25 protein-coding genes are annotated in these 24,024 nt (G+C 67.3%); 12 read left to right on the top strand and 13 right to left on the bottom strand.

What is annotated here, in order from left to right; translation table 11 throughout:
• Nucleotides 1-26: 26 nt before the first annotated feature.
• From TL10_RS17145 to TL10_RS17165, 5 genes are all read right to left on the bottom strand, one after another.
• Nucleotides 27-1,310: an MFS transporter gene (locus TL10_RS17145; RefSeq protein WP_043986531.1), complete on the bottom strand. Its 1,284-nt coding sequence runs from the start codon at nt 1,308-1,310 to the stop codon at nt 27-29.
• A 65-nt stretch (nt 1,311-1,375) separates the two neighbouring features.
• On the bottom strand, nt 1,376-2,575 hold the full coding sequence (locus TL10_RS17150; RefSeq protein ID WP_043986532.1) for an acyl-CoA dehydrogenase family protein: 1,200 nt from the start codon (nt 2,573-2,575) through the stop codon (nt 1,376-1,378).
• A gap of 2 nt (nt 2,576-2,577) precedes the next feature.
• The gene (locus TL10_RS17155) at nt 2,578-3,711 is read right to left on the bottom strand and encodes an LLM class flavin-dependent oxidoreductase (RefSeq protein WP_043986533.1); all 1,134 of its coding nucleotides are present in this window, start codon (nt 3,709-3,711) and stop codon (nt 2,578-2,580) included.
• Nucleotides 3,712-3,910: 199 nt separating this feature from the next.
• Nucleotides 3,911-5,452 (bottom strand): glycerol-3-phosphate dehydrogenase/oxidase, encoded by a 1,542-nt coding sequence (locus TL10_RS17160; protein ID WP_043986534.1) that lies wholly within the window; start codon nt 5,450-5,452, stop codon nt 3,911-3,913.
• Nucleotides 5,449-6,033 (bottom strand): TetR/AcrR family transcriptional regulator, encoded by a 585-nt coding sequence (locus tag TL10_RS17165; RefSeq protein ID WP_043986535.1) that lies wholly within the window; start codon nt 6,031-6,033, stop codon nt 5,449-5,451. The genes TL10_RS17160 and TL10_RS17165 overlap by 4 nt, the downstream gene beginning before the upstream one ends.
• A gap of 50 nt (nt 6,034-6,083) precedes the next feature.
• On the opposite strand from TL10_RS17165, the gene TL10_RS17170 reads away from it, so the two are divergent.
• Both TL10_RS17170 and TL10_RS17175 read left to right on the top strand, forming a co-directional pair.
• Nucleotides 6,084-7,664 carry an FAD-binding oxidoreductase gene (locus TL10_RS17170; protein ID WP_110789115.1) on the top strand — a complete coding sequence of 527 codons (1,581 nt, stop codon included), beginning with the start codon at nt 6,084-6,086 and terminating at the stop codon, nt 7,662-7,664.
• Nucleotides 7,661-8,548, top strand: a complete 888-nt coding sequence (locus TL10_RS17175; protein WP_192830254.1) for a diacylglycerol kinase — start codon at nt 7,661-7,663, stop codon at nt 8,546-8,548. The genes TL10_RS17170 and TL10_RS17175 overlap by 4 nt, the downstream gene beginning before the upstream one ends.
• Before the next feature lie 8 nt (nt 8,549-8,556).
• Here the strand turns inward: TL10_RS17175 and TL10_RS17180 are convergent, their stop codons facing one another.
• On the bottom strand, nt 8,557-9,195 hold the full coding sequence (locus TL10_RS17180) for a TetR/AcrR family transcriptional regulator (protein WP_043986537.1): 639 nt from the start codon (nt 9,193-9,195) through the stop codon (nt 8,557-8,559).
• A 115-nt stretch (nt 9,196-9,310) separates the two neighbouring features.
• Here TL10_RS17180 and TL10_RS17185 point away from each other — a divergent pair, with 115 nt between their 5' ends.
• From TL10_RS17185 to TL10_RS17195, 3 genes are read left to right on the top strand one after another with little or no spacing between them, the layout of a single operon-like run.
• On the top strand, nt 9,311-10,207 hold the full coding sequence (locus tag TL10_RS17185) for an SDR family oxidoreductase (protein WP_043400541.1): 897 nt from the start codon (nt 9,311-9,313) through the stop codon (nt 10,205-10,207).
• Nucleotides 10,204-11,118 carry a patatin-like phospholipase family protein gene (locus TL10_RS17190; protein ID WP_043986539.1) on the top strand — a complete coding sequence of 305 codons (915 nt, stop codon included), beginning with the start codon at nt 10,204-10,206 and terminating at the stop codon, nt 11,116-11,118. The genes TL10_RS17185 and TL10_RS17190 overlap by 4 nt, the downstream gene beginning before the upstream one ends.
• Nucleotides 11,118-12,575: a flavin-containing monooxygenase gene (locus TL10_RS17195; RefSeq protein ID WP_043986540.1), complete on the top strand. Its 1,458-nt coding sequence runs from the start codon at nt 11,118-11,120 to the stop codon at nt 12,573-12,575. Before TL10_RS17190 ends, TL10_RS17195 begins: the two co-directional genes overlap by 1 nt.
• Here the strand turns inward: TL10_RS17195 and TL10_RS17200 are convergent.
• Complete coding sequence (locus TL10_RS17200) at nt 12,572-13,087, bottom strand: DUF3145 domain-containing protein (RefSeq protein ID WP_043986570.1); 516 nt, start codon at nt 13,085-13,087, stop codon at nt 12,572-12,574. The genes TL10_RS17195 and TL10_RS17200 overlap by 4 nt on opposite strands.
• A gap of 246 nt (nt 13,088-13,333) precedes the next feature.
• On the opposite strand from TL10_RS17200, the gene TL10_RS17205 reads away from it, so the two are divergent.
• Entirely contained in the window at nt 13,334-14,752 is a 1,419-nt protein-coding gene (locus TL10_RS17205; protein ID WP_043986541.1) for an NCS2 family permease, read from the top strand.
• A 10-nt stretch (nt 14,753-14,762) separates the two neighbouring features.
• On the opposite strand, the gene TL10_RS17210 is transcribed toward TL10_RS17205, so the two are convergent.
• Nucleotides 14,763-15,584 carry a serine hydrolase domain-containing protein gene (locus TL10_RS17210; protein ID WP_043986543.1) on the bottom strand — a complete coding sequence of 274 codons (822 nt, stop codon included), beginning with the start codon at nt 15,582-15,584 and terminating at the stop codon, nt 14,763-14,765.
• A gap of 112 nt (nt 15,585-15,696) precedes the next feature.
• Here TL10_RS17210 and TL10_RS17215 point away from each other — a divergent pair, with 112 nt between their 5' ends.
• Both TL10_RS17215 and TL10_RS17220 read left to right on the top strand, forming a co-directional pair.
• Nucleotides 15,697-16,785, top strand: coding sequence for an S-(hydroxymethyl)mycothiol dehydrogenase (locus TL10_RS17215; RefSeq protein ID WP_043986544.1), 1,089 nt, complete (start codon nt 15,697-15,699; stop codon nt 16,783-16,785).
• The gene (locus TL10_RS17220) at nt 16,782-17,405 is read left to right on the top strand and encodes an MBL fold metallo-hydrolase (protein ID WP_043986546.1); all 624 of its coding nucleotides are present in this window, start codon (nt 16,782-16,784) and stop codon (nt 17,403-17,405) included. The genes TL10_RS17215 and TL10_RS17220 overlap by 4 nt, the downstream gene beginning before the upstream one ends.
• Here TL10_RS17220 and TL10_RS17225 read toward each other — a convergent pair.
• Nucleotides 17,402-17,974 (bottom strand): SHOCT domain-containing protein, encoded by a 573-nt coding sequence (locus TL10_RS17225; RefSeq protein ID WP_131630757.1) that lies wholly within the window; start codon nt 17,972-17,974, stop codon nt 17,402-17,404. The two genes, TL10_RS17220 and TL10_RS17225, sit on opposite strands and share 4 nt — an antisense overlap.
• 48 nt (nt 17,975-18,022) lie before the next feature.
• Between TL10_RS17225 and TL10_RS17230 the strand changes: the two genes are divergently transcribed.
• Nucleotides 18,023-19,084: a class I SAM-dependent methyltransferase gene (locus TL10_RS17230; protein ID WP_043986547.1), complete on the top strand. Its 1,062-nt coding sequence runs from the start codon at nt 18,023-18,025 to the stop codon at nt 19,082-19,084.
• Between the two features lies 1 nt (nt 19,085).
• Here the strand turns inward: TL10_RS17230 and TL10_RS17235 are convergent, their stop codons facing one another.
• Together TL10_RS17235 and TL10_RS17240 are read right to left on the bottom strand one after the other, a co-directional pair.
• Nucleotides 19,086-20,477: a GntP family permease gene (locus TL10_RS17235; RefSeq protein ID WP_043986548.1), complete on the bottom strand. Its 1,392-nt coding sequence runs from the start codon at nt 20,475-20,477 to the stop codon at nt 19,086-19,088.
• Nucleotides 20,477-21,007, bottom strand: coding sequence for a gluconokinase (locus TL10_RS17240; RefSeq protein ID WP_043986549.1), 531 nt, complete (start codon nt 21,005-21,007; stop codon nt 20,477-20,479). The genes TL10_RS17235 and TL10_RS17240 overlap by 1 nt, the downstream gene beginning before the upstream one ends.
• Before the next feature lie 117 nt (nt 21,008-21,124).
• On the opposite strand from TL10_RS17240, the gene TL10_RS17245 reads away from it, so the two are divergent.
• On the top strand, nt 21,125-21,847 hold the full coding sequence (locus tag TL10_RS17245) for a FadR/GntR family transcriptional regulator (RefSeq protein ID WP_043986550.1): 723 nt from the start codon (nt 21,125-21,127) through the stop codon (nt 21,845-21,847).
• Nucleotides 21,848-21,853: 6 nt separating this feature from the next.
• Here TL10_RS17245 and TL10_RS17250 read toward each other — a convergent pair whose 3' ends face one another.
• Entirely contained in the window at nt 21,854-22,399 is a 546-nt protein-coding gene (locus tag TL10_RS17250) for a hypothetical protein (RefSeq protein WP_043986551.1), read from the bottom strand.
• A gap of 54 nt (nt 22,400-22,453) precedes the next feature.
• Between TL10_RS17250 and TL10_RS17255 the strand changes: the two genes are divergently transcribed.
• A complete protein-coding gene (locus tag TL10_RS17255; RefSeq protein WP_043986553.1) occupies nt 22,454-23,206 on the top strand; it encodes an SDR family NAD(P)-dependent oxidoreductase in 753 nt (250 codons plus the stop codon).
• Between the two features lie 31 nt (nt 23,207-23,237).
• On the opposite strand, the gene TL10_RS17260 is transcribed toward TL10_RS17255, so the two are convergent.
• Nucleotides 23,238-23,573 (bottom strand): DUF732 domain-containing protein, encoded by a 336-nt coding sequence (locus TL10_RS17260; protein ID WP_043400571.1) that lies wholly within the window; start codon nt 23,571-23,573, stop codon nt 23,238-23,240.
• Between the two features lie 261 nt (nt 23,574-23,834).
• On the opposite strand from TL10_RS17260, the gene TL10_RS17265 reads away from it, so the two are divergent.
• Nucleotides 23,835-24,024 (top strand): MmpS family transport accessory protein (locus tag TL10_RS17265; RefSeq protein ID WP_043986555.1); only part of this gene is annotated, 190 nt, incomplete at its 3' end.

The following is a 24,024-nucleotide window of genomic DNA, read 5'->3' on the forward strand; positions in this document are numbered from 1 at the left end:
TGCAATAACTGGCCATTCGGCGCTGTTTAACCGATGGGTGCCACCAGAGCCTCGTCGGCGAGGTCGTCGAGCTCCTTGCCCTTGGTCTCGGGCCCGAACAGATAGCCGACGATGGTCAGCAGCCAGATGGCCGACAGCGCCAGATAGGGCGTCTGCACGCCGTAATGACCGATGGCCCAGCCGACGACGGTCGGCGCGGCGATCGACGCGATGCGCCCGCCGCCGACGGCGACACCAAATCCCGTGCCACGCAGCACTGTTGGGAACAACTCGGAAATGTACGCATCCCCGACTCCCCACAGCCAGCCGAGGGTGGCGATGGAGATCGCTCCGTAGACCTGGTATTCGGCCAGCGAATCCGAGGTGGCCGCCAGGATCGCGGAACCAGCCTCGATGACGGCGCCGAGAATCGCGGAAGGACGGCGCCCAAACCTGTCGGCCAACGCGGTGCCGATGAAGACGAAGACGACCTGCAGCAGGAAGAACACCAGGGCGTAGCGAATCGCATCGGTGGTGGACGCATGGAACCTCTTGACGATGTACGTCGTCAGAAACAGGGTGGAACCCCAGTAGCCGACCGCGTTGGCCGTGTAGATCAGCCAGCCCACGATCAGCCGCCGGCGTACACCGGGTAGCTGCCACAGTTTTGCTCTCGGGATGCGGTGCAGCTTCCGCACCTCGTTGACCTCGGTGTAGCGCGGCGATTCGGTAATGCCCTGGCGGACAAGGAACAAGATGATGGCCGGGACGATGGCGACGATGAACGCCGATTGCCAGCCGTAGCGCGGCACCAGCACCAGCGCGACGGCCGCCGCGAGGACGTAGCCGAGCGAGAACAGCGAGAAGATGACCCCGCCCACGCCGATTGCCCGCGTCTTGGTCGGCCAAACCTCGGCGGTGTAGGGGGCGCCGACCGCCAGCTCGCCGGCTCCGCCCACACCGGTGAGGAAACGCAAACCGGTGAAGGCGGCCAGGTTTGTGGTGATGCCGGCCAATGCCGTGGTGATGCCGTAGAGCAGGATCGACGCGCCCAGGGTGGCCTTGCGTCCCCACCGGTCGGCGGCAATACCGAATCCGATGGTCCCGATGGTGTAGCCGACCAGGAAGATCGACCCGATGTAACCGGCCTGCGCTTCGGTGATCTGCAGGGTCTTCTTGATCTCGGGCAGGACCAAGCCGTAGATGTTCACCGCGTATGAGTCAAAGCCGTACCCAAGTCCCGCCGTCACCGCGACCAACAGCGCCGGCTTGAACGGTTGCGATTTCAGCGGAGGCGAATCAACCTGTGCCTCTTCCAGATTCGCGGCCATGTGGCGACGTTATCGGGTACCTGGCAGCGCCTGAACATTCAGAATCCGCCGGATCGCAAGTGCATTCAGATCTGCCCGTGATTCGGCGGTGCCACGCCGGAGAGTTCCCACGCGCCGATGTGGTGGTACTTCCAGTCGACGGGGTCGTGCACGCTGTGGGTCCGCGCGTTACGCCAGTGCCGGTCAAGGTCATGGCGGCGGTCGGTTCCGCTCGCGCCGGTCAACGCGAAGAGTTGACTGGCGACGTCGACGGCCACTTCGCTGGCGAAGGCCTTGGCCTGCGCAACCGCGATCGAGCCGTGCGCGGCCGCGTCGGGATCGGCGACGTCGAGCCCGATGTCTTCGAGTTCGCCTGCGGCCCAACGTAGTAGCTGGGTCGACGCGCGGGTCCGGGTGGCGAGTTGACCGAATCGCAGCAGGATGTGCGGATCGTCGCTCGCGGCGTTGGCGCCGCCGTAACGCACCGCCTCGAAGAACGGGCGACTGCGGGTGCGGACGAACTCGGCGGCATCGGCCAGGGCACCCTCCGCGATACCAGCTTCGATGGCGGTGTGGACCAGCTGGGCGCGGGCGCCCAGCAATTGCGGTTTCTCGAATGCCGACCAGTAGGGCACCACCAGGTCGCCGTCGATCGCGACGCCATCCAAGGTGGTGGTGCCACTGACGGTCGAGCGCTGCCCCATGGCGGCCCAGTCTTCGTCGATGGCCACACCGGGTGCGTCACGTTCGACGAACGCCAGCACGAGACGACCGTCGGGATCGAGCGCGCTGACTGCCAGCCAACGAGCCGTGATGGCACCGGTGCAGTAGTACTTGGTGCCATCGACGCGCCAGCGCGTGCCGTCGCTGATCAGGCGAGTCTTGAGATCCTGGGCATGGTGGCCACCACGCTCGGCGAGCACCGGGGCGATGCGCGCGCCGTCGACGACAGCGGGCAGGATTCGGGCTCGCTGCAGTGGTGTGCCGAGGAGGCGCAGGATGTCCACGGCGAGGTAATGACCCTGCGGAGTCTGGGCAAGGGCCGGATCAGCTGCCGCGACGATCCTGATGACCTCTGCCAGCGTCCGAGGCCCGAGCCCATCTCCGCCATCGTCGACCGGCACCGTGATGGCCGGCAGGCCCAGGTTCTCGAACTCCGCGACTTCTGCGCGGGGCACAGCGCCGACCCGGTCACGTTCCACTGCACCGGGTTTCACCGCTGCCGCGAACTCTTCCGCGGTGGCGACGACATGCTCGTGCGTCCTGGGAACCGGGGTTCGCACCATGCTCAGGAGTGCCGTTCAGCGAGCAGGCCACGCTCCGCGAGGATGGGGGTGACCCCCTCGCCGACGGAGTAGGCCTCTTCCAGATGCGGATATCCGGACAGGATGAACTCGTCGATGCCGAGCTCGTGATACTCGGCGATGCGGTCGGCGACCTGCTCATGACTGCCGACCAGCGCGGTGCCGGCGCCGCCACGAACCAGTCCGATGCCGGCCCACAAGTTGGGTGACACCTCCAGGTTGTCGGTCCGGCCGCCGTGCAGGGCAGACATCCGCCGCTGGCCCTCAGATTGTGAGTTGCGCTGAACCTGCTGGGCGCGACTGATGCTCTCGGGATCAAGGCCCGCCAACAACTTGTCGGCCTGCGCCCACGCCTCCTCTTCGGTGGGGCGGCTGATGACATGCAGGCGAATCCCGAACCGCAGTTCACCGGCCGCCAGCCGCGCTCGACCCAGGTTCTTCACCTGGTGGCGCACCGCATCGAGCTTCTCGGCGACCTGAGCGGGTGGCTCACCCCAGGTCAGGTATACGTCCGCATGTTCGGCAGCCACTTCCAGCGCCTCGGCCGAGGAGCCGCCCAGGTAGATCTCTGGCCAGGTCTCGGCAGGAATGATGGTCGCGTTCTCCACAGACAGGTGCTTGCCGGTGAAGGTGACCGGCTCGCCGGACCACAGCTGCCGCAGGATCGTGAGGAATTCGGCGGCCCGCTCGTAGCGCTCCGCCTTGCCGAGGTAGTCACCGAAGCGGCGCTGCTCGACGTCGTCGCCGCCGGTGACAACGTTGAGCAGCAATCGGTTCCGCGAGATTCGCTGGTATGTGGCGGCGGCCTGGGCGACCAACGTCGGCGCCTGCAACCCCGGCCGGAAGGCCACCAGGTACTTGAAGCGTTCAGTCCGTTGGGTCAGCGCCGCCGTGAACACCCAGGCGTCCTCACACCAGCTACTGGTTGGGGTCAGCGCCCCGGTGAACCCGAGCTTCTCCGCGGCACCGGCCACCAGACTCAGGTAGTCGAGGTCGGGAGCCCGGTCCGCGCCGAAGGCGTCTGCCCGACTCCCTGCCGCACCCACCGCGTTGCCAAGGCTCAGGTCCGTGCGCGAGTCACCGTTGGTCGGCAGGAACCAGTGCAAAGTGATTGCCATCTGCGAAATGTAAAGGCAAGCAGTGCCACCGGATACCGGCCCTGAATCGGCTCGAGTTGCCGCGAGAGGCTTGACCACCGGACGTGTCGCCGAATCCGCAAAAATCATGCTGATTCCAACGCACCCGATCCGGCTGATCGCGCGGGACCATGCCGACGGAAATCTCGGCGACCGTACGCCGGCTTCAGACGCGCGCCCCTTAGATGAACTCCTGCGCCGCGGCAGCGACGCGTTCGCGATCGGTGCCGACCAACCCGATGCGGGTCCGACGGTCCAGGATGTCGTCGGCGGTGAGTGCGCCCTCGTGGGTGACGGCGTACTCGAATTCAGCTCGGGTGACGTCGATTCCGTCGGCCACCGGTTCGGTGGGACGGTCACACGTGGCGGCGGCGAAGACATTCGATGCCTCCGCGCCGTAACGTGCCACCAGCGATTCGGGCAGCGCTGCAACATGATTCACCGACACCGGGTTCTCCGGGGCGCCGACCAACGGCAGGTTCCGGGTCCGGCACTCCCCCGCACCGAGCCCGCGCAGCGCCACCGCCCGGTCCAGCACGTCCTCGGCCATGTAGCGGTATTCGGTCAGCTTGCCGCCGATGACACTGAGCACGCCGTCAGCGGATTCGACGACGGCATGGTCACGGGAGACATCGGCGGTGTTGCCCTCGCCGGTGTCGATCAGCGGCCGCAGCCCGGCATAGGCGCCCAAGACGTCGTCGGGCCCCAGGCTCGTCTCCAGGGCGGTGTTGACGGTGTCGAGCAGGAATGTGATCTCGGCCGAAGTCGGTTCCGGCACATCGGGAATGGGGCCCGGTGCGTCTTCGTCGGTGAGACCGAGGTAGACGCGGCCGAGCTGCTCGGGCATCGCGAAGATGAACCGGTTCAGCTCACCAGGGATCGGAACCGTCAGGGCCGCAGTCGGATTGCCGAATGCCGCGGCATCGAACACCAGGTGCGTCCCCCGGCTGGGCCGCAACTTGATCGCGCTGTCGAGCTCGCCGGCCCATACACCGGCGGCATTGATCACCGCGCGGGCGGCCAACTGGAACGACTCGCCGGTGAGCTGGTCGGTCAGTCGCACCGAGGTCCCGGTGGCGTCCGATGCTGCCACGCGGGTCAGGATGTGGGCACCGTGCTGGGCGGCGGTCCGCGCCACCGCGGCGACCAGGCGGGCGTCGTCGATCAGCTGGCCGTCATAGGCGAGCAAGGCGCCGTCGAGGCCATCACGACGGACCGCGGGCACCAGTTCGGCGGCACGCGTCGCGTTGACGCGGCCCGACCGCGGCAGGACCGAGGCCGACGTGCCGGCCAGGCGGCGCAGGCCGTCGCCGGCGATGAAGCCGGTGCGCACCAAAGCCCTTGAGGCCCGGTTCATCTCGGGCAACAGCGGCACGAGCTGCGGCATGGCGTGCACCAGATGGGGCGCGTTGCGGCTCATCAGGATGCCGCGCTCGATAGCACTGCGCCGGGCAATGCCCACGTTGCCGGTGGCGAGGTAGCGCAGGCCGCCGTGGACCAGTTTGGAACTCCAGCGACTCGTGCCGAAGGCGAGGTCGTGCTTCTCCACCAGCACCGTCGACAGGCCGCGGCTGGCGGCATCCAGCGCGATGCCGACACCGGTGATGCCGCCGCCGATGACGACGACGTCGACCCGGTCACCGTCGGCCAGGGCGGTCAGCTCGGCGGTACGCCGGGCGGCGTTGAGGGAGCTGCGGCGGGCCGCATCAGGAGTGCTGGTCATGGCTTCAGGTATCCGTTCAGCGAGTGAGCAAGTTCGATGTCCAGCGCGGCGACGTCGAGGACCGGCGCGACCATCTGCGCCGACTGGATGGCCGACTGGACGATCAGCAGGCACATGGCGGCGAGCTGCTTGGGGTCGCCGGGGCGGACACTGCCGTCGGCTTGCGCCGTGGCCAACGCGCCGGCCAGCACTTCCAGCAGGATCTGCTGGCTGGTGCCCATCCGCTGGGCGATGTAGACCATCGCCAGCGCAGGTGCGCTGCTCAGCACGGACATGATGACCTCGTCGTCGCGCAGCCGCTCGGCCATGCCGACCATCCGCTTGACGATCGCGTCGCGGTCATTGCCGCTGACCGCGACCTCGCCCAGCGAGTTGGTGATTCGCGTCGTCAGCAGCGCCGCGAGGATCGCCTGGGTATCCGGCCAGCGCCGGTACACCGTCGGCCGGCTGACCCCGGCGCGGCGCGCGATCTCGGCCAACGTCACGCGATCCACCCCGAAGGCGATCACGCAGTCGGCCGCAGCGTCGACGATTCGGGCATCCAGGGAATCCCGAGGTTCATCGTTACTGATTGACATCATGTGTAATACTGTAACGCATGACCGCAACACGTGACCACCTCGAACCGCCGATGAAGTGGAACGCCTGGGGTGACCCTGCTGCCGCCAAGCCACTGTCCGACGGCATCCGCGGCCTGCTGACCGCGGCCCTCGGTATCGACGCCAACCCAGTCGACGAGCTCGAGGCCGAGCAGGTCACGTTGCGTCCCTCTGCCCTGCCCAACGCCGACCGCGTCGCGCTCGCGGCCATCGTCGGCGACGAGTTCTGCCGCACCAATGCTCACGACCGCCTGCTGCGCGCCGGCGGCAAGTCGACGCTGGACCTGCTGCGCCGCAAGGACACCGGCGAGCAGGACGCACCCGACGCGATCCTGTTGCCGGGCAACGAAGAACAGATCGCGGCCATCCTCGGCTACTGCACCGAGCACCGCATCGCGGTCGTCCCGTTCGGCGGCGGCACCAGCGTGGTCGGCGGAGTCGACCCGATCCGCGACGGCTTCAACGCCGTCGTCTCGCTCGATCTACGCCGCCTGGACCGGCTGGTCGCCATCGACAAGGAGACCGGCGAAGCCGAGCTCGAAGCCGGTGTCACCGGCCCGCAAGCCGAGGAACTCCTTGGCGCGGAAGGCTTTTCCCTCGGCCACTTCCCGCAGAGCTTCGAATTCGCCACCATCGGCGGGTTTGCTGCGACGCGGTCGTCGGGGCAGAACTCCGCGGGCTACAGCCGGTTCGACGACATGGTGCGCGGCCTGACGGTCGTCACCCCGGCCGGCGTCCTCGACCTGGGCCGGGCGCCCGCATCGGCGGCCGGTCCCGACTTGCGCCAGCTGATCGTCGGCTCGGAGGGCACCTTCGGCGTCATCACCCGCGTGCGGGTGCGCGTGCATCCGGTGCCCGAGACGACCCGCTACGAAGCATGGTCCTTCCCCGACTTCGCCACCGGCGCAGCGGCATTGCGGGCGGTCGTCCAGACCGGCACCGGCCCGACCGTCATCCGACTGTCCGACGAGGTCGAGACCGGCATCAACCTGGCGACCACCGAGAGCATCGGCGAGCAGACCATCACCGGCGGCTGCCTGGCCATCACGCTGTTCGAAGGCACTGCCGCACACGCCGAAAGCCGCCACGACGAAACCCGGGCGCTGCTGGCCGCCCAGGGCGGCACCTCGCTCGGCGAGGCCCCGGCCCGCGCCTGGCAGCACGGCCGGTTCGGCGCCCCGTACCTGCGCGACTCGCTCTTGAGCGCCGGCGCGCTGTGCGAGACCCTGGAGACCGCGACGACGTGGTCCAACGTGCCCGCGCTCAAGGCGGCCGTCACCGAGGCGCTGACCACCTCGCTTCAGGAAAGCGGCACACCGGCTTTGGTGATGTGCCACATCTCGCACGTCTACCCCACCGGCGCCTCGCTGTACTTCACCGTCGTCGCCGGCCAGCGCGGCAACCCCATCGAACAGTGGCGCGCGGCGAAAACCGCTGCGTCCGAGGCGATGGTGCGCTGCGGCGCCACCATCACCCACCACCACGCGGTCGGCGCCGACCACAAACCGTGGATGACGGCGGAGGTCGGCGAGCTCGGTGTCGAGGTGCTGCGCGCGGTCAAGAACGTGCTCGATCCCGGCGGAATCCTCAACCCTGGCAAGCTGATCCCGTGAGGATCACGCTCCTGACCAACCCGGCGTCCGGCCAGGGTCGGGGCTCCGCGGCAGCGCAGCGTGCCGTTGCGCGACTGCAACGCCGCGGCGTCGACGTGGTCGAGTTGATCGGATCCGATGCCGCCCACGCCCGCCAACTGCTCGACGAAGCACTGGACCATGGCACCGACGCGGTGGTGGTGGCCGGCGGCGACGGCATCATTTCGCTTGCGCTGCAAGCACTTGCACAGGGCGACGTGCCGCTGGGGATCATTCCCGCCGGCACCGGCAATGATCATGCTCGCGAATTCGGGATTCCGCGGGACGACCCCGAAGCCGCCGCCGACATCGTCGCGACGGGCAAGACCCGGACCATCGACCTCGGCCGGATCGAGGGATCGGACGGCACGCTGCGGTGGTTCGGCACGGTGATGTCGGCGGGATTCGACTCGCTGGTCACCGACCGAGCCAACCGGATGACATGGCCGCGCGGCCGGATGCGCTACAACGCGGCGATGCTGGTCGAACTGTCGCAGTTGCGGCTGCTGACGTGCCGGGTGAGCTTCGACGGCGGCCCGGAGACCGAAATGCCGATGACACTGGCGACATTCGGCAATGGCCGTAGCTACGGCGGCGGCATGCTGATCTGCCCGGGCGCCGACCTGAACGACGGCCTGCTCGACGTCACCATGGCGGCTTCGGCTTCACGGACCAAGTTGATCCGGTTGTTCCCGACGGTGTTCAAGGGCACGCACGTGCACCTCGACGAGGTGACCACGCGGCGCGCACGCACGGTAACCGTCGACGTGCCCGGGATAAACGCCTATGCCGACGGCGAATTCGTCTGCCCGCTGCCGGTGACAGTGTCCGCGGTACCGGACGCGTTGCGGGTCCTGGTGCCGTAACCCGACTTTCAGTCCCGCGTAGCCGCAAGGAGCGCAAGCAGATTCATCAACCGGGTGATGGCACCGGTGACCGGTCGCGCCGGCAGCGTCGGATCGACCGCACGCTGAATCCCCAGCCCGATGCCGGCGCTGAGGAACAGGTTGCCGATGTCGTCGAAGCTGTCCATCACGCCAACAGCGACCAGCTGCTCTTCATTGAGCCCCAAGTCGACCGCCAGAGAACGCAATACGTCGACGACCATCTGGGCCGCTTCGTTGCGTAGCGCCGTGACCATCTGTCCCAGCTCGGGATCGTTGCGCGACAGCACCACGAATTCGAGTTCGAGCATCGTCCAGCCCACGTCGCCGGCGGTGCGTTCCAGCCAGGCGTTCACTGCTTCGACGCGGCTCGGGATGTCGGCATCGGACATCGCCAGCTGGGACATCTCGGAGAACTTCTCGCGATGGATGGCCTCGAGCACTTCCCTGCACAAGATGGGCTTGCTGCCGAAATTCGAGTACACCGCGCCCTTGCTGTAGCCCGCGTCGTCGGCGATGTCGTCGAGGCTGGTGGACGCATAGCCGTGCTTGAGGAACCGGGCCTTCGCCGCGTCGAGCAGCTCGGCGCGCGTCTGTTCCTGACGCTGCACCCTGGTCAATCGCGGCATGCGTTGATACTACTGGTTTGCGATACCGGGAGTACTAGCTTTACTCTGAGAATTCGGATACCGTGGGTATTCCATTGGGTCGGCAAGGCCCCTACCAGCAGATTCGAGGCTATCGATGCAGCTAGCGCGACGTTCACTCGCACTCGGCGGTGCCACTGTCGTCATCACCGGAGGCGCCAGAGGCATCGGCGCCAAGACCGCCGAGCTCTTCTCGCAGCACGGCGCCAACGTGTGGATCGGCGACGTCGACGCCGATATCGCCGAGCAGACAGCCCGCACCATCCCCCGCTGTCGCAGCGCCCGCCTCGATGTCACCCGGCGCGACTCCTGGGACCAGTTCGTCGGGCAGGTGCTCAAAGAGTCCGGCCGCATCGACGTCCTGGTGAACAACGCCGGCGTCATGCCGCTGGGCGCCTTCGAGTCCGAGGCCGAGTCGACGACCGACCTGATTCTCGACGTCAACGTCCGGGGTGTGCTGAACGGTATGCGCGCAGTGGTCCCGTTGATGATCACCCGCGGCAGTGGCCACGTCGTCAACGTCGCCTCGATGGCCGGCATGATCCCCATCCCGGGCATGGTCACCTACAACGCCAGCAAGTTCGCCGCGGTCGGCGCGTCACTGGCGGCGCGCAGCGAGTACGCCGGTACCGGCGTCACCGTGTGCGCGGTACTGCCCTCCGCGGTGCGCACCGAACTCTCATCGGGCGTCCAGCTCGGCGCCGGCATGCCGACAGTCGACCCCGAGGATGTGGCGCAGGCGGTCCTGAAGACGTTGCGCACCAAAGCCGCCCGCACGTCGGTGCCCGAGTGGGTGGCACCCGGCTGGGCGTTGGTCGACGCACTGGTCCCGGAGTTCGTCCAACGCGCGGCGCGCTCCCTCATGGACGACCGACGGGCCTTGACCGCAATGGATCCCGTCGGCCGGTCGGCCTACCTGGACCGGATCGAGCGGCAGTCGAAAGAGCATGCCTCCGAGACGGATTCAGCATCGGATTCGGAAGCCCACGCGTGAAACGGGCACTCGTCATCGGCTGCGGTGGAACCATCGGCGGCGCGTGGATTGTCGCGGCACTGCACGCGCTGCAGGAGCAGACGGGCTGGGATCCCCGCGATGCCTCCGTATTGCAAGGCACGTCGGCGGGTGCCGAGATCGTCACGATGCTCGGCGGCGGAGCATCCGTCGACGACCTGGTGGCGATGCACCGAGGTACCAGCACCGACGAACGCCTGAGTCGGCACATCGACGCCACGCCGCCGAGCCTGCCTCCCCTGCCGGCACTTCGCCTGCTGAACCCGGCGCTGTTGCGCAGCCAATCGGGCCTGGCCGCGGTGACCGGTATCGCTCCCACCGGGCGCGGCGACTCAACATGGCTGCAGCGCTTGGCAGCTGGATTCGCCAATGCCTCCGGTTGGGTGGATCACCCGGGGGCCCGCATGGTGGCCTTCGACTACCAGCGCGGCGAGCGGGTGGCGTTCGGCGCGCCCGGCGCACCGAAAGCAACTGCCGGCGAAGCACTCCGGGCGTCCTGGGGAGTTCCCGGCTGGATGCCCCCGGTCAGCATCGGCGACCGCAGGTTCGTCGACGGCGGCGCTGCGTCCACCGCGTCGGTCGACCTCATCAGCCATGAGGAAGCCGACCTGATCTACGTCATCACCCCGATGGCCTCCGAAAGCGGCGTTCGGGCACCGGGATTCGGCGGCATCCTCGAACATCGATTGCTGCGCCGCCCGATGTCCACGGTGCTGGACGCCGAGATCGCCGCCGCGCGCGCCCGTGGCATCGAGGTCGTCCTGATCCAGCCCGACGCCACTGATCTGGCCGGCCTGGGTGCCAACTTCATGCTGCGCAGCCGGCGGCGCGCAGCCTTCGAGTCCGCCATGACCACCGCACCGAACACGGTGCGTCGAGCCTGGGAGTCCTGATGAGCAAACGTGATCCGCGCATCGTCATCATCGGCGCCGGCGTAGCCGGGATCGCCTCCGCGTACACCTTCCAGCAAGCCGGGTTCACCAACTTCACCATCCTGGAGAAGGGTTCCGACGTCGGCGGGGTCTGGCACTGGAACCGCTACCCCGGACTGACGTGTGATGTGCCGTCGCACATCTACCAGTTCGCCTTCGCCCCCAAACCCGACTGGAGCCACGTCTGGGCCGGCGGCGAGGAGATTCAGGAGTATCACCGGGACGTCGTGACGCGGTTCGGCCTCGACGAGCACCTGCGGCTCAACACCGAAGTCACGGCCTTGCACTACGACCAGGACGAGCACACCTGGACCGTCACCACCGAGAACGAAACGCTCACAGCCGATTTCGTCATCTGCGCCACCGGCGTGCTGCACCACCCCTTCACCCCGGACATCCCCGGCATGGACACCTTCGAGGGCGCTGTTGTGCACACCGCGCGGTGGGACCCCGAACTGGAGACCGCCGGTAAGCGCATCGCCGTGATCGGCACCGGATCGACCGGAGTGCAGGTGGTTTCGGCACTGCAGCCGAAGGCCGGCAAGCTGCTGCACTTCGCCCGGTCGCCGCAGTGGATGCTGTGGGCACCGATGAAACTGCCTCAGCTGGGTGTCGTCACCGCACTGCTGCGCGCCATGCCTCAGCTGTATCAGGCTGTTGCCGAACGCATTCCGCTCTGGGGATCCAGCGTTCTCGTCGACATCGTGACCAAACCGACCTGGCGGCGCAAGCTGGTACAGCAGTACGCCCGCCTCAGCCTGCGGGCCCAGATCCGCGATCCGAAGCTGCGTGCCAAACTCACCCCCGACTACCAGCCGCTGTGCAAGCGCCAGGTGCTGTCGGGCACGTACTACCAGGCGATCACCGCCCCCAACGCCCAATTGGTCACCGATCGCATCGCCGAATTCACCCCCACCGGCATTCGCACCACCGACGGCGAACACCACCGGATCGATATCGCCGTGCTGGCCACCGGTTTTCAGGCACACAACTACATGCGCCCGATGCAGGTGGTGGGCCGTGACGGTCTCACCCTGGACGACGCCTGGGTGAAAGGCCCTCGCGCCTACCGGATGACCGCCATCCCGGGCTTCCCGAATCTGTTCACCGTGCTCGGCCCGAACTCGCCGACGGGGTCCATCTCACTGCAGTACACCGCCGAACTGACGGCGCGCTACATCGTGAAGTGGCTCAAGCGTTTCGAGCGCGGCGAGATCAACGAGGTCGAGGTGACCGACGAGGCCACCGACGAATTCAACGCCGCGGCAGTCGAAGCCATGGAGCCGACGGTGTGGAACACCGGCTGCAATTCCTGGTACTTCAGCGAGGGCGGCACCATCGACCTGTGGCCGTTCGACCGCGGGACGCTGACCCAGATGCTGACCGAGCCGCAGCCGGAGCACTATCGCGTGAGCTAGCCGACGCCGCGGTTCAGCCAGCTGACTTCGCCGACCTCGGCGCCGCCGCCGCGGTAAGGCTCCAGGGCCTCGTCCCAGGCGGTGCCGAGCACGGTGTCGAGTTCGGCGGCGAGCGTGTCGGCGCCCGACGACATGAGCGTGCGCAGGCGCTGCTCGCCGACCATGGTGTCACCGTTGGCGCTCATGGAACCGCTCCACAGGCCCAGGGTCGGGGTGTGGCACCAGCGATGTCCATCGACGCCTGCGCTCGGGTCCTCGGTCACCTCGAAGCGCAGCACTGTCCACGAGCGCAGGGCGCTGGCGAGCTGGGCTCCGGTGCCGACGGGCCCCATCCAGTTGGTGATGGCGCGCAGTTGACCGGGCATGGCGGGTTGGGGCGTCCATTTCAGGTTCGCCCGCGCCGACAGGGTCGACGACAGCGCCCACTCAACGTGCGGGCATACCGCCGCGGGAGAGGCGTGGATGTACACCACGCCAGTCGTCGCGTCGGCGAGTTGGTTCGACGCACGCATCATCTGCTCCTTCAGCTACACGAGGGACGTCTTCCCCAACGACCTGGTGTTGCCGAAATGTTGCAGTTGTTTAGTGCGTGTCTATTGTGCCGTGTGAGACCCCTGTTGCGCTAGTCTGTCGCGCAATCTCTCAGCGCGGCCTCAGGAATCAGACGCCCAGTGTCGACTTGTGGTCGGAGAATCGGGCGGGCCTCAACACAAGCCAACACTCGAGCGGAGTGTCAGGCTCCCATCTATCTTCTAACCGTGACTGCCCTGGACCGGTTCTTCGAGATCTCCGCACGCGGCTCGACCGTCGCTGCTGAACTGCGCGGCGGCGCGGTGACCTTCATCGCGATGGCGTACATCATCGTGCTGAACCCCATCATCCTGTCGAGCACGGCAGATATCGCCGGGCACAAGCTCGCGTTCGGCCAGGTCTCCGCGGTGACGTCGCTCGCGGCCGGCGCCATGACGATCCTGTTCGGCGTCGTCGCCCGCCTCCCCTTCGCGTTCGCCGCCGGGCTGGGCATCAACTCGTTCCTGGCCAGCTCCGTGGTGGGCGTCCTGACCTGGCCGGAAGCCATGGGGCTGGTGGTGATCGAAGGCCTCATCATCGTCGCGATGGCGGTCACGGGCCTGCGGCGCATGATCTTCGACGCGGTGCCCATGCCGCTGAAACTGGCCATCACCGCAGGCATCGGGCTGTTCATCATGTTCATCGGACTGGTCAACGCCGGTTTCGTCGCGTCGACGGGCCATCCGTCGCCGCCGCTGGGACTGGGCGCCGGCGGCACCGGATCGGTCCGCGCGATCCCCACCCTCGTCTTCGTGTTCACCCTGCTGACCTCAGGTGTCCTGGTGGCGCGCAAGGTGCGCGGCGGCATCCTGATCGGCCTGATCTCGGGTACCGCACTGGCCGCCGTCATCGAGGCGATCTGGCACCTTGGCTCGGCCACCGAAAAGCCCGGCGGCTGGAGCCTGTCGGTGCCGACGCTGTCCGGTTCCCCGTTCGCGGTGCCCAACCTGTCGCTGATCGGTCACGTGGACTTCGGCAGCTTCGGCCGGATCGGCGCGATCGCCGCACTCATGCTGGTGTTCACGCTGCTGTTCACCAACTTCTTCGACGCCATGGGCACCATGACGGGCCTGTCGCGGCAGGCCGGTCTGGCCGATGAACACGGCAACTTCCCGCGCCTGCAGTCGGCACTGGTGATCGAGGGCACCGGTGCGGTCGTCGGCGGCGCGGTGTCGGCGTCGTCCAACACGGTGTTCGTCGAATCCGGCACCGGCATCGGCGAAGGCGCCCGCACCGGCCTGGCCAGCCTGGTGACCGGCGGATTGTTCTTGGCCGCAATGTTCTTGACCCCGCTGACGGAGATCGTGCCCACCGAGGTCGCGGCCGCCGCGCTGGTGATCGTCGGCACCCTGATGGTCTCGGTGCTGCGCGAGATCGACTTCTCCGACTTCTCGGTGGCGCTGCCGGTGGTGCTGACCGTGGCCGTGATGCCGCTGTCCTACTCGATCGCCAACGGCATCGGCGTCGGCTTCATCGCCTGGGCCGTGCTGCGCGCGGCGTCGGGCCGCATCAAGGAGATCAGCCCGCTGCTGTGGATCGTCGCCGCCGGGTTCCTGCTGTTCTTCGCGCGCGGCTGGATCGACAGCATGATCGGCGTCGTCCGCTAAGCGAACTCCCCTAGCCGGCGAACTCGCGCAGGACAGCGGCGGACACCTCGGGCCACACCGCGTGCGTCCAGTCCCCGAAATCGCGGTCGGTCAGCACGATCAGCGCCAGGTCTACTTCCGGATCGACCCAGAGGAACGTGCCGGACTGGCCGAAGTGGCCGAACGTCCTCGCCGAGTTGCCCGCGGCCGTCCAGTGCGGGCTCTTGCCGTCCCGGATCTCGAAGCCCAGACCCCAGTCGTTGGGCCGCTGCGATCCGAATCCCGGCAGCACCCCGTCCAGACCGGGGAACTGCACCGAGATCGCGTCGGCATGCATCGGTGCCGACACCAGAGCCGGACGCAGCAGGTCACCAGCGAACGCCGCGAGATCGGTCACGGTCGACCAGGCGCCGTAGCCCGCGGTGTCGGATCCGCCCGGCAGGTCGGAATCACTCATGCCTAGCGGCTCGAATACCGCTTCACGCAGGTACTGCCCGAATTCGATGCCCGACTCGTGTTGCAGCACGTGAGCCAGGACCGCGAACCCGGCGTTGGAGTAGATGCGCCGGGAGCCGGGCGTGGCAATGGCGTCGGGCGTCAGCATCGCCAGCCCCGAGGTGTGCGCGAGCAGGTGCCGCACCGTCGACCCCGGTGGGCCGGCCGGGGTGTCCAAGTCGACGACGCCCTCTTCGACCGCGATCTGCGCGGCGCGGGCCACCAGCGGCTTGGTCACCGACGCAAGCCGGAACGCCCGGTCGACGGGTCCGTGCGCGGCGAGCACGCCCGCCGGCGACACGACCGCGGCCGCGGCACTCGGTACCGGCCAGGAATCAAGTAGCTCGAGTGCGGTCACATCACGACCCTGTCATAGGACAAAATGTCCACGGGCGAGGGTCAACGCACCGTTAACCAGACATTTGTCTGGACACTATTCCAATAATTGCGCGAGGCATTAGGTTATAGCCATGAGTCAGACAGTGCGTGGTGTGATTTCCCGGGCCAAGAAGCAGCCCATCGAACTGGTCGACATCGTCATCCCCGATCCCGGACCCGGCGAGGTCGTCGTCGACATCATCGCTTGCGGCGTGTGCCACACCGACCTCACCTACCGTGAGGGCGGCATCAACGACGAATACCCGTTCCTGCTCGGCCACGAGGCCGCGGGCACCGTCGAGTCGGTCGGCGCGGGCGTCACGCACGTCGAGCCGGGCGACTTCGTCATCCTCAACTGGCGGGCCGTCTGCGGCGAGTGCCGGGCCTGCAAGCGCGGCCGCCCGCACCTGTGCTTCGACACGTTCAACGCCACCCAGAAGATGACGCTGACCGACGGCACCGAGCTCACCCCCGCCCTGGGCATCGGCGCCTTCGCCGACAAGACCCTCGTGCATGAGCGCCAGTGCACCAAGGTCGATTCCGAAGCCGATCCGGCCGTCGCCGGCCTGCTGGGCTGCGGCGTGATGGCCGGCATCGGCGCCGCCATCAACACCGGCAACGTGTCCCGCGACGACACCGTCGCGGTCATCGGCTGCGGCGGCGTCGGTGACGCCGCCATCGCCGGTGCGGCGCTGGTCGGCGCCAAGCGGATCATCGCCGTCGACACCGACAACAAGAAGCTGCACTGGGCACGCGAATTCGGCGCCACGCACACCATCAACGCCCGCGACCTCGACCCCGTGGAGACCATCAAGGACCTGACCGACGGCAACGGCGCCGACGTGGTGATCGACGCCGTCGGCCGGCCCGAGACCTGGAAGCAGGCGTTCTACGCCCGCGACCTCGCGGGAACCGTTGTGCTCGTTGGTGTTCCGACGCCCGACATGAAGCTCGAGATGCCGCTGGTGGACTTCTTCTCCCACGGCGGCGCCCTCAAGTCGTCCTGGTACGGCGACTGCCTGCCCGAGCGCGACTTCCCCACCCTCATCAGCCTGTACCTGCAGGGCCGGCTGCCGCTGGACAAGTTCGTCAGCGAGCGCATCGGGCTCGACCAGATCGAAGATGCCTTCCACAAGATGCACAGCGGTGAGGTGCTGCGGTCGGTGGTGGTCCTGAAGTGAGCAATATCCAGCGGGTAGTCACCAGCGGCACCTTCAGCCTGGACGGCGGCACCTGGGACGTCGACAACAACATCTGGCTCGTGGGCGACGACACGGACGTCGTGGTGTTCGACGCCGCCCACACCGCCGAACCGATCATCGAGGCCGTCGGCGGCCGCAACGTCGTGGCCGTGGTCTGCACCCACGGACACAACGACCACATCACCGTCGCCCCGGAGCTGTCGGCGGCGCTCGACGCCCCGGTGCTGCTGCATCCGGCCGACGAGATGCTGTGGCGGGTCGTCCACCCGGACAACCCTTTTCACACCGTGGGCGACGACCAGGTGCTCACCGTCGGCGGCCTCGAGATCAAGGCCATCCACACTCCCGGGCACTCCCCCGGCTCGGTGTGCTGGTACATCCCGGAACTGGGGGCGGTGATCTCCGGCGACACCCTGTTCCATGGCGGCCCCGGCGCGACCGGCCGCTCGTACTCGGATTTCCCGACCATCCTGGCGTCGATCTCAGACAAGCTCGGCAAGCTGCCCGACGACACCGTCGTCTACACCGGGCACGGTGACACCACCACCATCGGCGGCGAGCTGGTCAACTACGACGAATGGGTGGCCCGCGGCCACTAGCCGAGGTCTATCTCGAAGGCGCTGCGCTGAATCGGGCGTCGGGTCCGCGACGCCCACACCCGCGCGAGGACCAGCACGACGGTCGCCCCACCGAAGGTCACGCCGAACACCAGCGGCAGGTGCACATACGGGGTGTCGTGTCCGAACGCGAGCGTCGGGTTGACGTAGGCGGTCACGTTGCCGTCGGTGGTGATGGCATAGTCGCCCTCTGCCGCGACCTGCGCAAACCAGACCCGGACGTGGGCGTCGTTGTTGATGGTCGTGCTGCCGCTGATGTCCTCGGTCAGCGCCGGGTCCGGCACGCCGGTCGGCGGCACGATGCCGATCGACATCTTCGGGACGGGAAGCCCCCCGCCACTGCCGATCACCATCGTGTGCAAGCTGATGGTCGCGGTGCCGGCCGGCAGGTGCACCGTGCCCGAACCGGGGATCGGAACCTCGCCGTAGGCATCGAAATCGTCGAAGACGAACGCGTTGAGGATGAGCGCGACGATGAATGCGACGGCCGCCATGACCATCGTCGTAACGGCGGCCACAGTGAGCACCCTCGGCGCAGTCCAGCGACTCATGCCCGCAGTCTGTCACGCGCTCACGCGGTTGAGGCGCTACCGTGAGACATGCCCGAGTCCAGCGTGGTGGTGCAGCCCGACCCGCTCGGGAGCTCGCGCCTGCAGACCGTCGGACTCCGCACGGCCACAAAGCTTTTCGAACAGGCTGCCGCCGAGGTGCCGCTCCCGGCGGCGCCGCATCCGGTGGTGATCGCCGAGTATGGCTCGGGCAACGCGCACAACGGCCTGCTGCCGATCGGCGCGGGCATCGCCGCCTTGCGCAAACGTATCCGGCCCGAGCATCCCATCGTGGTGACGCACACCGATGTCCCCGACAACGATTTCAGCGCCCTGTTCCGGACCCTGCGCGACGACCCGTTCAGCTACCTGCGCACCGACCGGGCCACGTACGCCTCGGCGGTGGGGCGTTCGTATCTCAGCCAGATTCTGCCGTCGGACGGCGTGCACGTGGGATGGTCGGCGTGGGCCATCCACTGGCTCAGCCGCATGCCGGCCGACATCCCCGATCACGTCCAGGCGTCCTTCAGCGCCGACGCCCAGGTGCGCGCCGCGTACGCCCGGCAGGCGGCGCACGACTGGCACGAATTCATCGCGTTCCGCGGCCGCGAGTTGAGTCCGGGCGGGCGCCTGGTCATCATGACGATGGGTCAGCACGACGACGGACGCCCCGGTCTCGAGCCGCTTTTCGGCGGGATCATGCATGCGCTGGCCGAGCTGCGGGTGCAACGGCTGGTCACCGACGATGAACTGCGGCGCATGCAGCTGCCGATCGTGGGCCGCAGTGAAGCCGACTTCCGGTCACCGTTCGCCCCGTCGGGGCGCTTCGAGCGGCTGCAGATCACCCATTTGACGGTTGCCGACGAGCCGGACCGCTTCTGGCTTCAGTACCAGAATGACCGTGACGCAACGGCTTTCGCGAAGAGCTGGGTCGGGTTCACCAGAGCGGCGGTGTTCGACACGCTCCTGGACGCGTTGGACCCGGCCGACCCGGCGAGGCGATGTCAGCTCTCCGATGCCCTGGAGGCCGCGCTGGTCGACCTGCTGTCCGCCGCACCGCGCCCGATGCCGATTCCCGTGGCGCACATCGTCGTTCAGAAACAGCTGCGCTGAGCTAGACGAAGATATCCAGGATCAGGACCATGGCCAGACCCGATACCGAGAGCACGGTCTCCATGATCGACCAGGTCTTGATCGTCTGGCCGACGCTGAGCCTGAAGTACTCCTTGACCAACCAGAAGCCCGCGTCGTTCACGTGCGAGAAGAACAGCGAGCCGGCACCGACGGCCAGCACCACCAACGACAGCTCGCCGGAATCCATCCCCTGGACCAGGCCAAGAATCAGCGACGACGCCGTGATGGTGGCGACGGTGGCCGACCCGGTGGCCAGCCGGATCAGGACCGCGAGCAGCCACGCCAGCACGAGCACGGAGATGTGCACGCCTTCGGCCCAGCGCGCCAGCATCGTGCCGATGCCGGTGTCCACCAGAACCTGTTTGAATCCGCCGCCGGCGGCGACGATCAGGAAGATGCCCGCGACCGGGGGCAGGCTCGACTCGATGCACTTGGTGACCGCAGCGCGATCCATCCCCGCGCCGCGGCCGAGGGTGACGGTGCCGACCACGACGGCGATGAGCAGCGCGACCAGCGGGGTGCCCACCGCGTCGAAGATCCGGCGGAACCACTGCGTCTTGTCGTCGATGAAGATGTCGACGAGGGCCTTGCCCAGCATCAGCGCGACCGGCAGCAGCACCGAGCCCAGCGTGACGCTGAAGCGTGGTCGTTTGCCGTGTGCCCGAAGGGCTTCGGGATCGGTGTCGAAGGTGTCCGGCGCCGCGACGACGACCCATTTGCCGGCCAGCCGGCCGAACAGCGGGCCCGCGACGATGATCGTCGGGACGGCGACGAGCACCCCGAGCCCGAGCGTGACGCCGAGGTCCGCGCCCAGCAGCCCGACAGCGGTCAGCGGCCCGGGATGCGGCGGCACGAAACCGTGCATGGCCGACAGGCCCGCCAGCGCCGGGATGCCGATGGTGATCAGCGACTGCTGCGAGCGTCGGGCCACCAGATAGATGACCGGCATCAGCAGCACCAGACCGATCTCGAAGAACATCGGCAGCCCGATGATCGCGCCCACCAGCGCCATCGCCCAGGGCAGGGCGCGGGGCGAGGCGGCTCCGACGATGGTGTCGACGATCTCGTCGGCGCCACCCGAGTCGGCGAGCAGTTTGGCGAACATCGCGCCGAGGGCGATCAGGATGCCCACGCCGGCCGCGGTGGCGCCGAAGCCGTCGGAGAACGATTTGAGGACAGCGGTGAGGTTCTCTCCGGCCGTCAGTCCCACCATCAGGCCGCCGAAGATCAGTGCCAGGAACGGGTGCAGTTTGACCAGCGTGATGAGTACGACGATGACGCTGATGCCGACGACGAACGCCAGGATCAGCTGGGTGGCCGAGCCGACGGGCTCGACGAGTTTGGGCGCGTCAGCCAGGAATGAGGTGCCCATCAGACGTTCTCCCCGTCGCTGCGCTCGCCCCGGTGGTCGCCTCCGGTGCGTGAAATGTATTCGTCGACAATCGAATCGATGCTCTGTCCCACGTCGATGACGACGCCGGCCTCGTCGGCTCGCAGTGGTTCCAGGGTTTCGAACTGTGAGGCCAGCAGCGACGCCGGCATGAAGTGGCCTGGCCGGCTGGCCTGCCGGGCGCCGATGACCTCGGGGGTGCCGAACAGGTGCAGGAACTGCGTGCCCGGGCAGTGGCTGCGCAGCTGGACACGGTACTGGTACTTGAGGGCCGAACAGCTCATCACGCCGCCGTCGCCGCAGCGCTCCCCGAGCCACCGCCCGATGGTTTCGAGCCAGGGCCGGCGGTCGTCGTCGTTCAGCGGGTGACCGGCCGCCATCTTCTCGATGTTGGCGGCGGGGTGGAAGTCGTCCGCATCGGCGAACGGCACGCGTAACCGCTGCGCGAGCGCCGCGCCGACGGTCGACTTGCCGGATCCGGAAACGCCCATGACGACGATCGGTGATGGCATCTACTACACCCGCCCTTGCTGTGGTTTGACTCACACAGCGTGGCTCAAAAGTCAGACTATTTCAAGACCCAATCGAAATAGATAAGTTTAAAGCCAGCCGGGCATAGGTATGACAGGATGTTATGCGTGGCTACGCCCTCAAACGTCAGCGCTCTGCACGACAACGTGCTGAGCGCGCTGGGGACCGCGGTGGTATCCGGTACCTACGCCGCCGGCGAGGTCATCACCCTCGAAGGCGTGAGCGCACAACACGGGGTCTCCCGCAGTGTCGTGCGGGAAGCGATCCGGGTCCTCGAATCGATGGGGATGGTCGCCTCGCGCCGCCGGGTCGGGATCACCATTCAGCCCGCGGCGAATTGGAATGTGTTCGACCCCAGACTGATTCGCTGGCGACTCGATTCGGGCGATCGAGCCGCGCAACTGGTGTCGTTGTCGGAGCTACGCCGCGGGTTCGAACCGGTGGCGGCCGCATTGGCCGCCGAGCGCGCGAATCCACACCAGTGCCGCATCATGGCCGCCGCCGTGTCGGACATGGCTGTGCACGGTCGCGACGGCGACCTCGCCGCATATCTGCAGGCGGACAAGATCTTTCATCAGACCCTGCTGGAGGCCAGCGGCAACGAGATGTTCCGCGCCCTGAACGCGGTGGTCTCCGAGATCCTCGCCGGACGCACCCATCACGGCATGATGCCCGACTCCCCCAACCCGGCCGCCATCGCGCTGCACGACGAGGTGGCCCGCGCCGTGCGGCTGCGCGACCCGGCCGGCGCCGAACGCGCGATGCGCGCCATCATCGACGAAGCGGCCGCCGCCGTCGCCGAGGAGTCGGGTTCGGACTGACGTCCGTCAGCGGCAGCGCTTCAGACCGTCGTTGGGGTCACAGAACAGCGGGTACTGCTGCACCGGAATCGGCAGCGGCTTCTGGAATTCCAATCGGAAGGACTTCTTGACCATGGCCGCCTGCACGCCGCACTGTTCGGCGTTCATGATGGTCCGGGTGCCGGTCCAGTTGGTGTCCTCGAACTCGTAGTTCTCGACGACCTTGGACTTGGATCCGTCCGGGCACGTGAAGCCCTGGAGGTCGGTCTGGGTGAACGCCCAGTGCCCCTCGCCGCCGGTCTGCCGGGCGTCGCCGCCGTAGGTTGCGCCGTACTGGTCGGACCCGATGTGCACGAGGCAACCCACTGGCAGTTCCATGTTGTTGCGCAGATCGCCAACGGTCGGGGCACAGACCGGATAGATGGTCCACACGCTGATCGGCGTGCCCTCCTGGATGAAGGTGTAGATCCCCTCGGGCAGCCGGATGTCGGCATGCGCCGGCGCAGCTGCCGAGAGGAGTGCGCCCGCTGCGGCGAAACCAAAACTCGAAACGATAGCTAGAACACGTTTCATTTTCACCGCCTGAGTATCGCAGGCGACTCGGCCGCGGCGTGAGAAAGTCACCGTATGAGTTCACTCAGCGGGAAAGTTGCATTGATCACGGGCGCCTCGGCCGGCTTGGGCGCCGCCACGGTCAAGGTTTTCGCCGAACGCGGCGCCTCGGTCTTCGGTATCGCGCGCGATGCCGAGCGGATGGCAACGGTGTTCGCCGACGCCTACGGCGACGAGCCCGGCGGCGCGTTCTCCGCGGTGGACATCAGCACGGCCGACGCCTGCCGGCAGGCCGTCGAGGACTGCATCGCGAAGTTCGGCCGACTGGACGTGCTGGTGAACGTCGCGGGATTCCACGTGATGCGGCACACCCTGTCGATGACCGACGACGACTGGGACCGCGACCTCGCAGTGAACCTGAACGGCCCGTTCTATCTGACCCGGGCGGCGCTGCCGCAGCTGCTGGAGAACGGCGGCAACATCGTCAACGTCTCCTCGATCGCGGGCGTCGAAGGCGAGATCTACTCGGCCGGTTACTGCGCCGCCAAGCATGGGCTGATCGGGCTCACGCGGGCGCTGGCCGTGGAATACACCAAGGAAAAACTGCGGGTCAACGCGGTGTGTCCGGGTGGCATGCTGACCGCGCAGGTCACCGAGTTCGCGGCACCCGAGAACGCCGACTGGGACCTGATCATGCGGATCGCCGCTCCGCGTGGCTTCATGGAGCCGCGGGACGTGGCGAACGTCATCGCGTTCCTGGCCAGCGACGACGCCGCCGCGATTCACGGTTCGGTGTACCGCGTCGACAACGGCAAGGGCCCGGCCTGACCTTGCGTCAGGCGCCGGGCAACCCTGGCGGCTAGTGCGCGAGCGCGACCAGCAGGTCGTGCTTCTCCGGGCAATACGTGTCGAACGCGGCGTTGAGGAACTGGTAGACCTGCTGCTCCGAGCTGCTGTTGCGCGGCAGGTTCTTCTTCAGGAACGCCGCCGAGTCGGTGGCGCTGTGGTCGACGTTGTTGTCGAGCCGCTGGCAGGTGATCTTGCCGATCCAGGCGTTGTAGTCCTTGGGACCGTAGATCCCATAGGTGTGCAACTGGTTGGCGAAATCGGTGTCGGGGTCGGCCTGAGCAGGGACGGCCATCGTGATTGCTGCCGCCGCGGCGCCCGCAACTGCGACCAGAGTGCGTGCCTTCATGTGACGGAGTCTATTCGTGCTGGTTGCCATCTGCCCCTGCTCCCTGAACAGTCGTCGCCGCATGTTCAATCCCATTGAACTGCTGCGTATTTGGTTCGATCCGCTGCGCTCTACCGGCTACGGTGATACGAGCCACCCACAGCGGGAGGTTTCCCATGATTAACTTAACTGGTCTAATCTAACACTTAAATGACCTAATCTGTCTCGGTCAGGGTCAGGAAGCGGGGAGCAGCAAGTGCAGTCGACCATGGTGTTCGCAGCGTGATCGGCACTGCGCTCAAGAAGGCGTGGATCCCGCTGCTCATCCTCGCCGTGGCCCTCGTTGCCGGTTTCACCGTGCAACGCGTCCGCGGCTACTTCGGCCAAAACCCCGTCATCGTCACCCCACGCAACTTCGCCGACGACGCCAAACCGTTCAAGCCCAAGGTCGTCACCTACGAGATCACCGGCG

It is taken from the genome of Mycolicibacterium llatzerense (genome assembly GCF_000878195.1).
Lineage (GTDB): Bacteria > Actinomycetota > Actinomycetes > Mycobacteriales > Mycobacteriaceae > Mycobacterium > Mycobacterium llatzerense.

Coding starts and splice junctions, on each gene's coding strand:
- TL10_RS17145 (WP_043986531.1), bottom strand. CDS start 1,310: ATGGCCGCGAATCTGGAAGAGGCACAGGTTGATTCGCCTCCGCTGAAA.
- TL10_RS17150 (WP_043986532.1), bottom strand. CDS start 2,575: ATGGTGCGAACCCCGGTTCCCAGGACGCACGAGCATGTCGTCGCCACC.
- TL10_RS17155 (WP_043986533.1), bottom strand. CDS start 3,711: ATGGCAATCACTTTGCACTGGTTCCTGCCGACCAACGGTGACTCGCGC.
- TL10_RS17160 (WP_043986534.1), bottom strand. CDS start 5,452: ATGACCAGCACTCCTGATGCGGCCCGCCGCAGCTCCCTCAACGCCGCC.
- TL10_RS17165 (WP_043986535.1), bottom strand. CDS start 6,033: ATGATGTCAATCAGTAACGATGAACCTCGGGATTCCCTGGATGCCCGA.
- TL10_RS17170 (WP_110789115.1), top strand. CDS start 6,084: ATGAAGTGGAACGCCTGGGGTGACCCTGCTGCCGCCAAGCCACTGTCC.
- TL10_RS17180 (WP_043986537.1), bottom strand. CDS start 9,195: ATGCCGCGATTGACCAGGGTGCAGCGTCAGGAACAGACGCGCGCCGAG.
- TL10_RS17185 (WP_043400541.1), top strand. CDS start 9,311: ATGCAGCTAGCGCGACGTTCACTCGCACTCGGCGGTGCCACTGTCGTC.
- TL10_RS17195 (WP_043986540.1), top strand. CDS start 11,118: ATGAGCAAACGTGATCCGCGCATCGTCATCATCGGCGCCGGCGTAGCC.
- TL10_RS17200 (WP_043986570.1), bottom strand. CDS start 13,087: ATGCGTGCGTCGAACCAACTCGCCGACGCGACGACTGGCGTGGTGTAC.
- TL10_RS17215 (WP_043986544.1), top strand. CDS start 15,697: ATGAGTCAGACAGTGCGTGGTGTGATTTCCCGGGCCAAGAAGCAGCCC.
- TL10_RS17225 (WP_131630757.1), bottom strand. CDS start 17,974: ATGAGTCGCTGGACTGCGCCGAGGGTGCTCACTGTGGCCGCCGTTACG.
- TL10_RS17230 (WP_043986547.1), top strand. CDS start 18,023: ATGCCCGAGTCCAGCGTGGTGGTGCAGCCCGACCCGCTCGGGAGCTCG.
- TL10_RS17235 (WP_043986548.1), bottom strand. CDS start 20,477: ATGGGCACCTCATTCCTGGCTGACGCGCCCAAACTCGTCGAGCCCGTC.
- TL10_RS17240 (WP_043986549.1), bottom strand. CDS start 21,007: ATGCCATCACCGATCGTCGTCATGGGCGTTTCCGGATCCGGCAAGTCG.
- TL10_RS17245 (WP_043986550.1), top strand. CDS start 21,125: ATGTTATGCGTGGCTACGCCCTCAAACGTCAGCGCTCTGCACGACAAC.
- TL10_RS17250 (WP_043986551.1), bottom strand. CDS start 22,399: ATGAAACGTGTTCTAGCTATCGTTTCGAGTTTTGGTTTCGCCGCAGCG.
- TL10_RS17255 (WP_043986553.1), top strand. CDS start 22,454: ATGAGTTCACTCAGCGGGAAAGTTGCATTGATCACGGGCGCCTCGGCC.
- TL10_RS17260 (WP_043400571.1), bottom strand. CDS start 23,573: ATGAAGGCACGCACTCTGGTCGCAGTTGCGGGCGCCGCGGCGGCAGCA.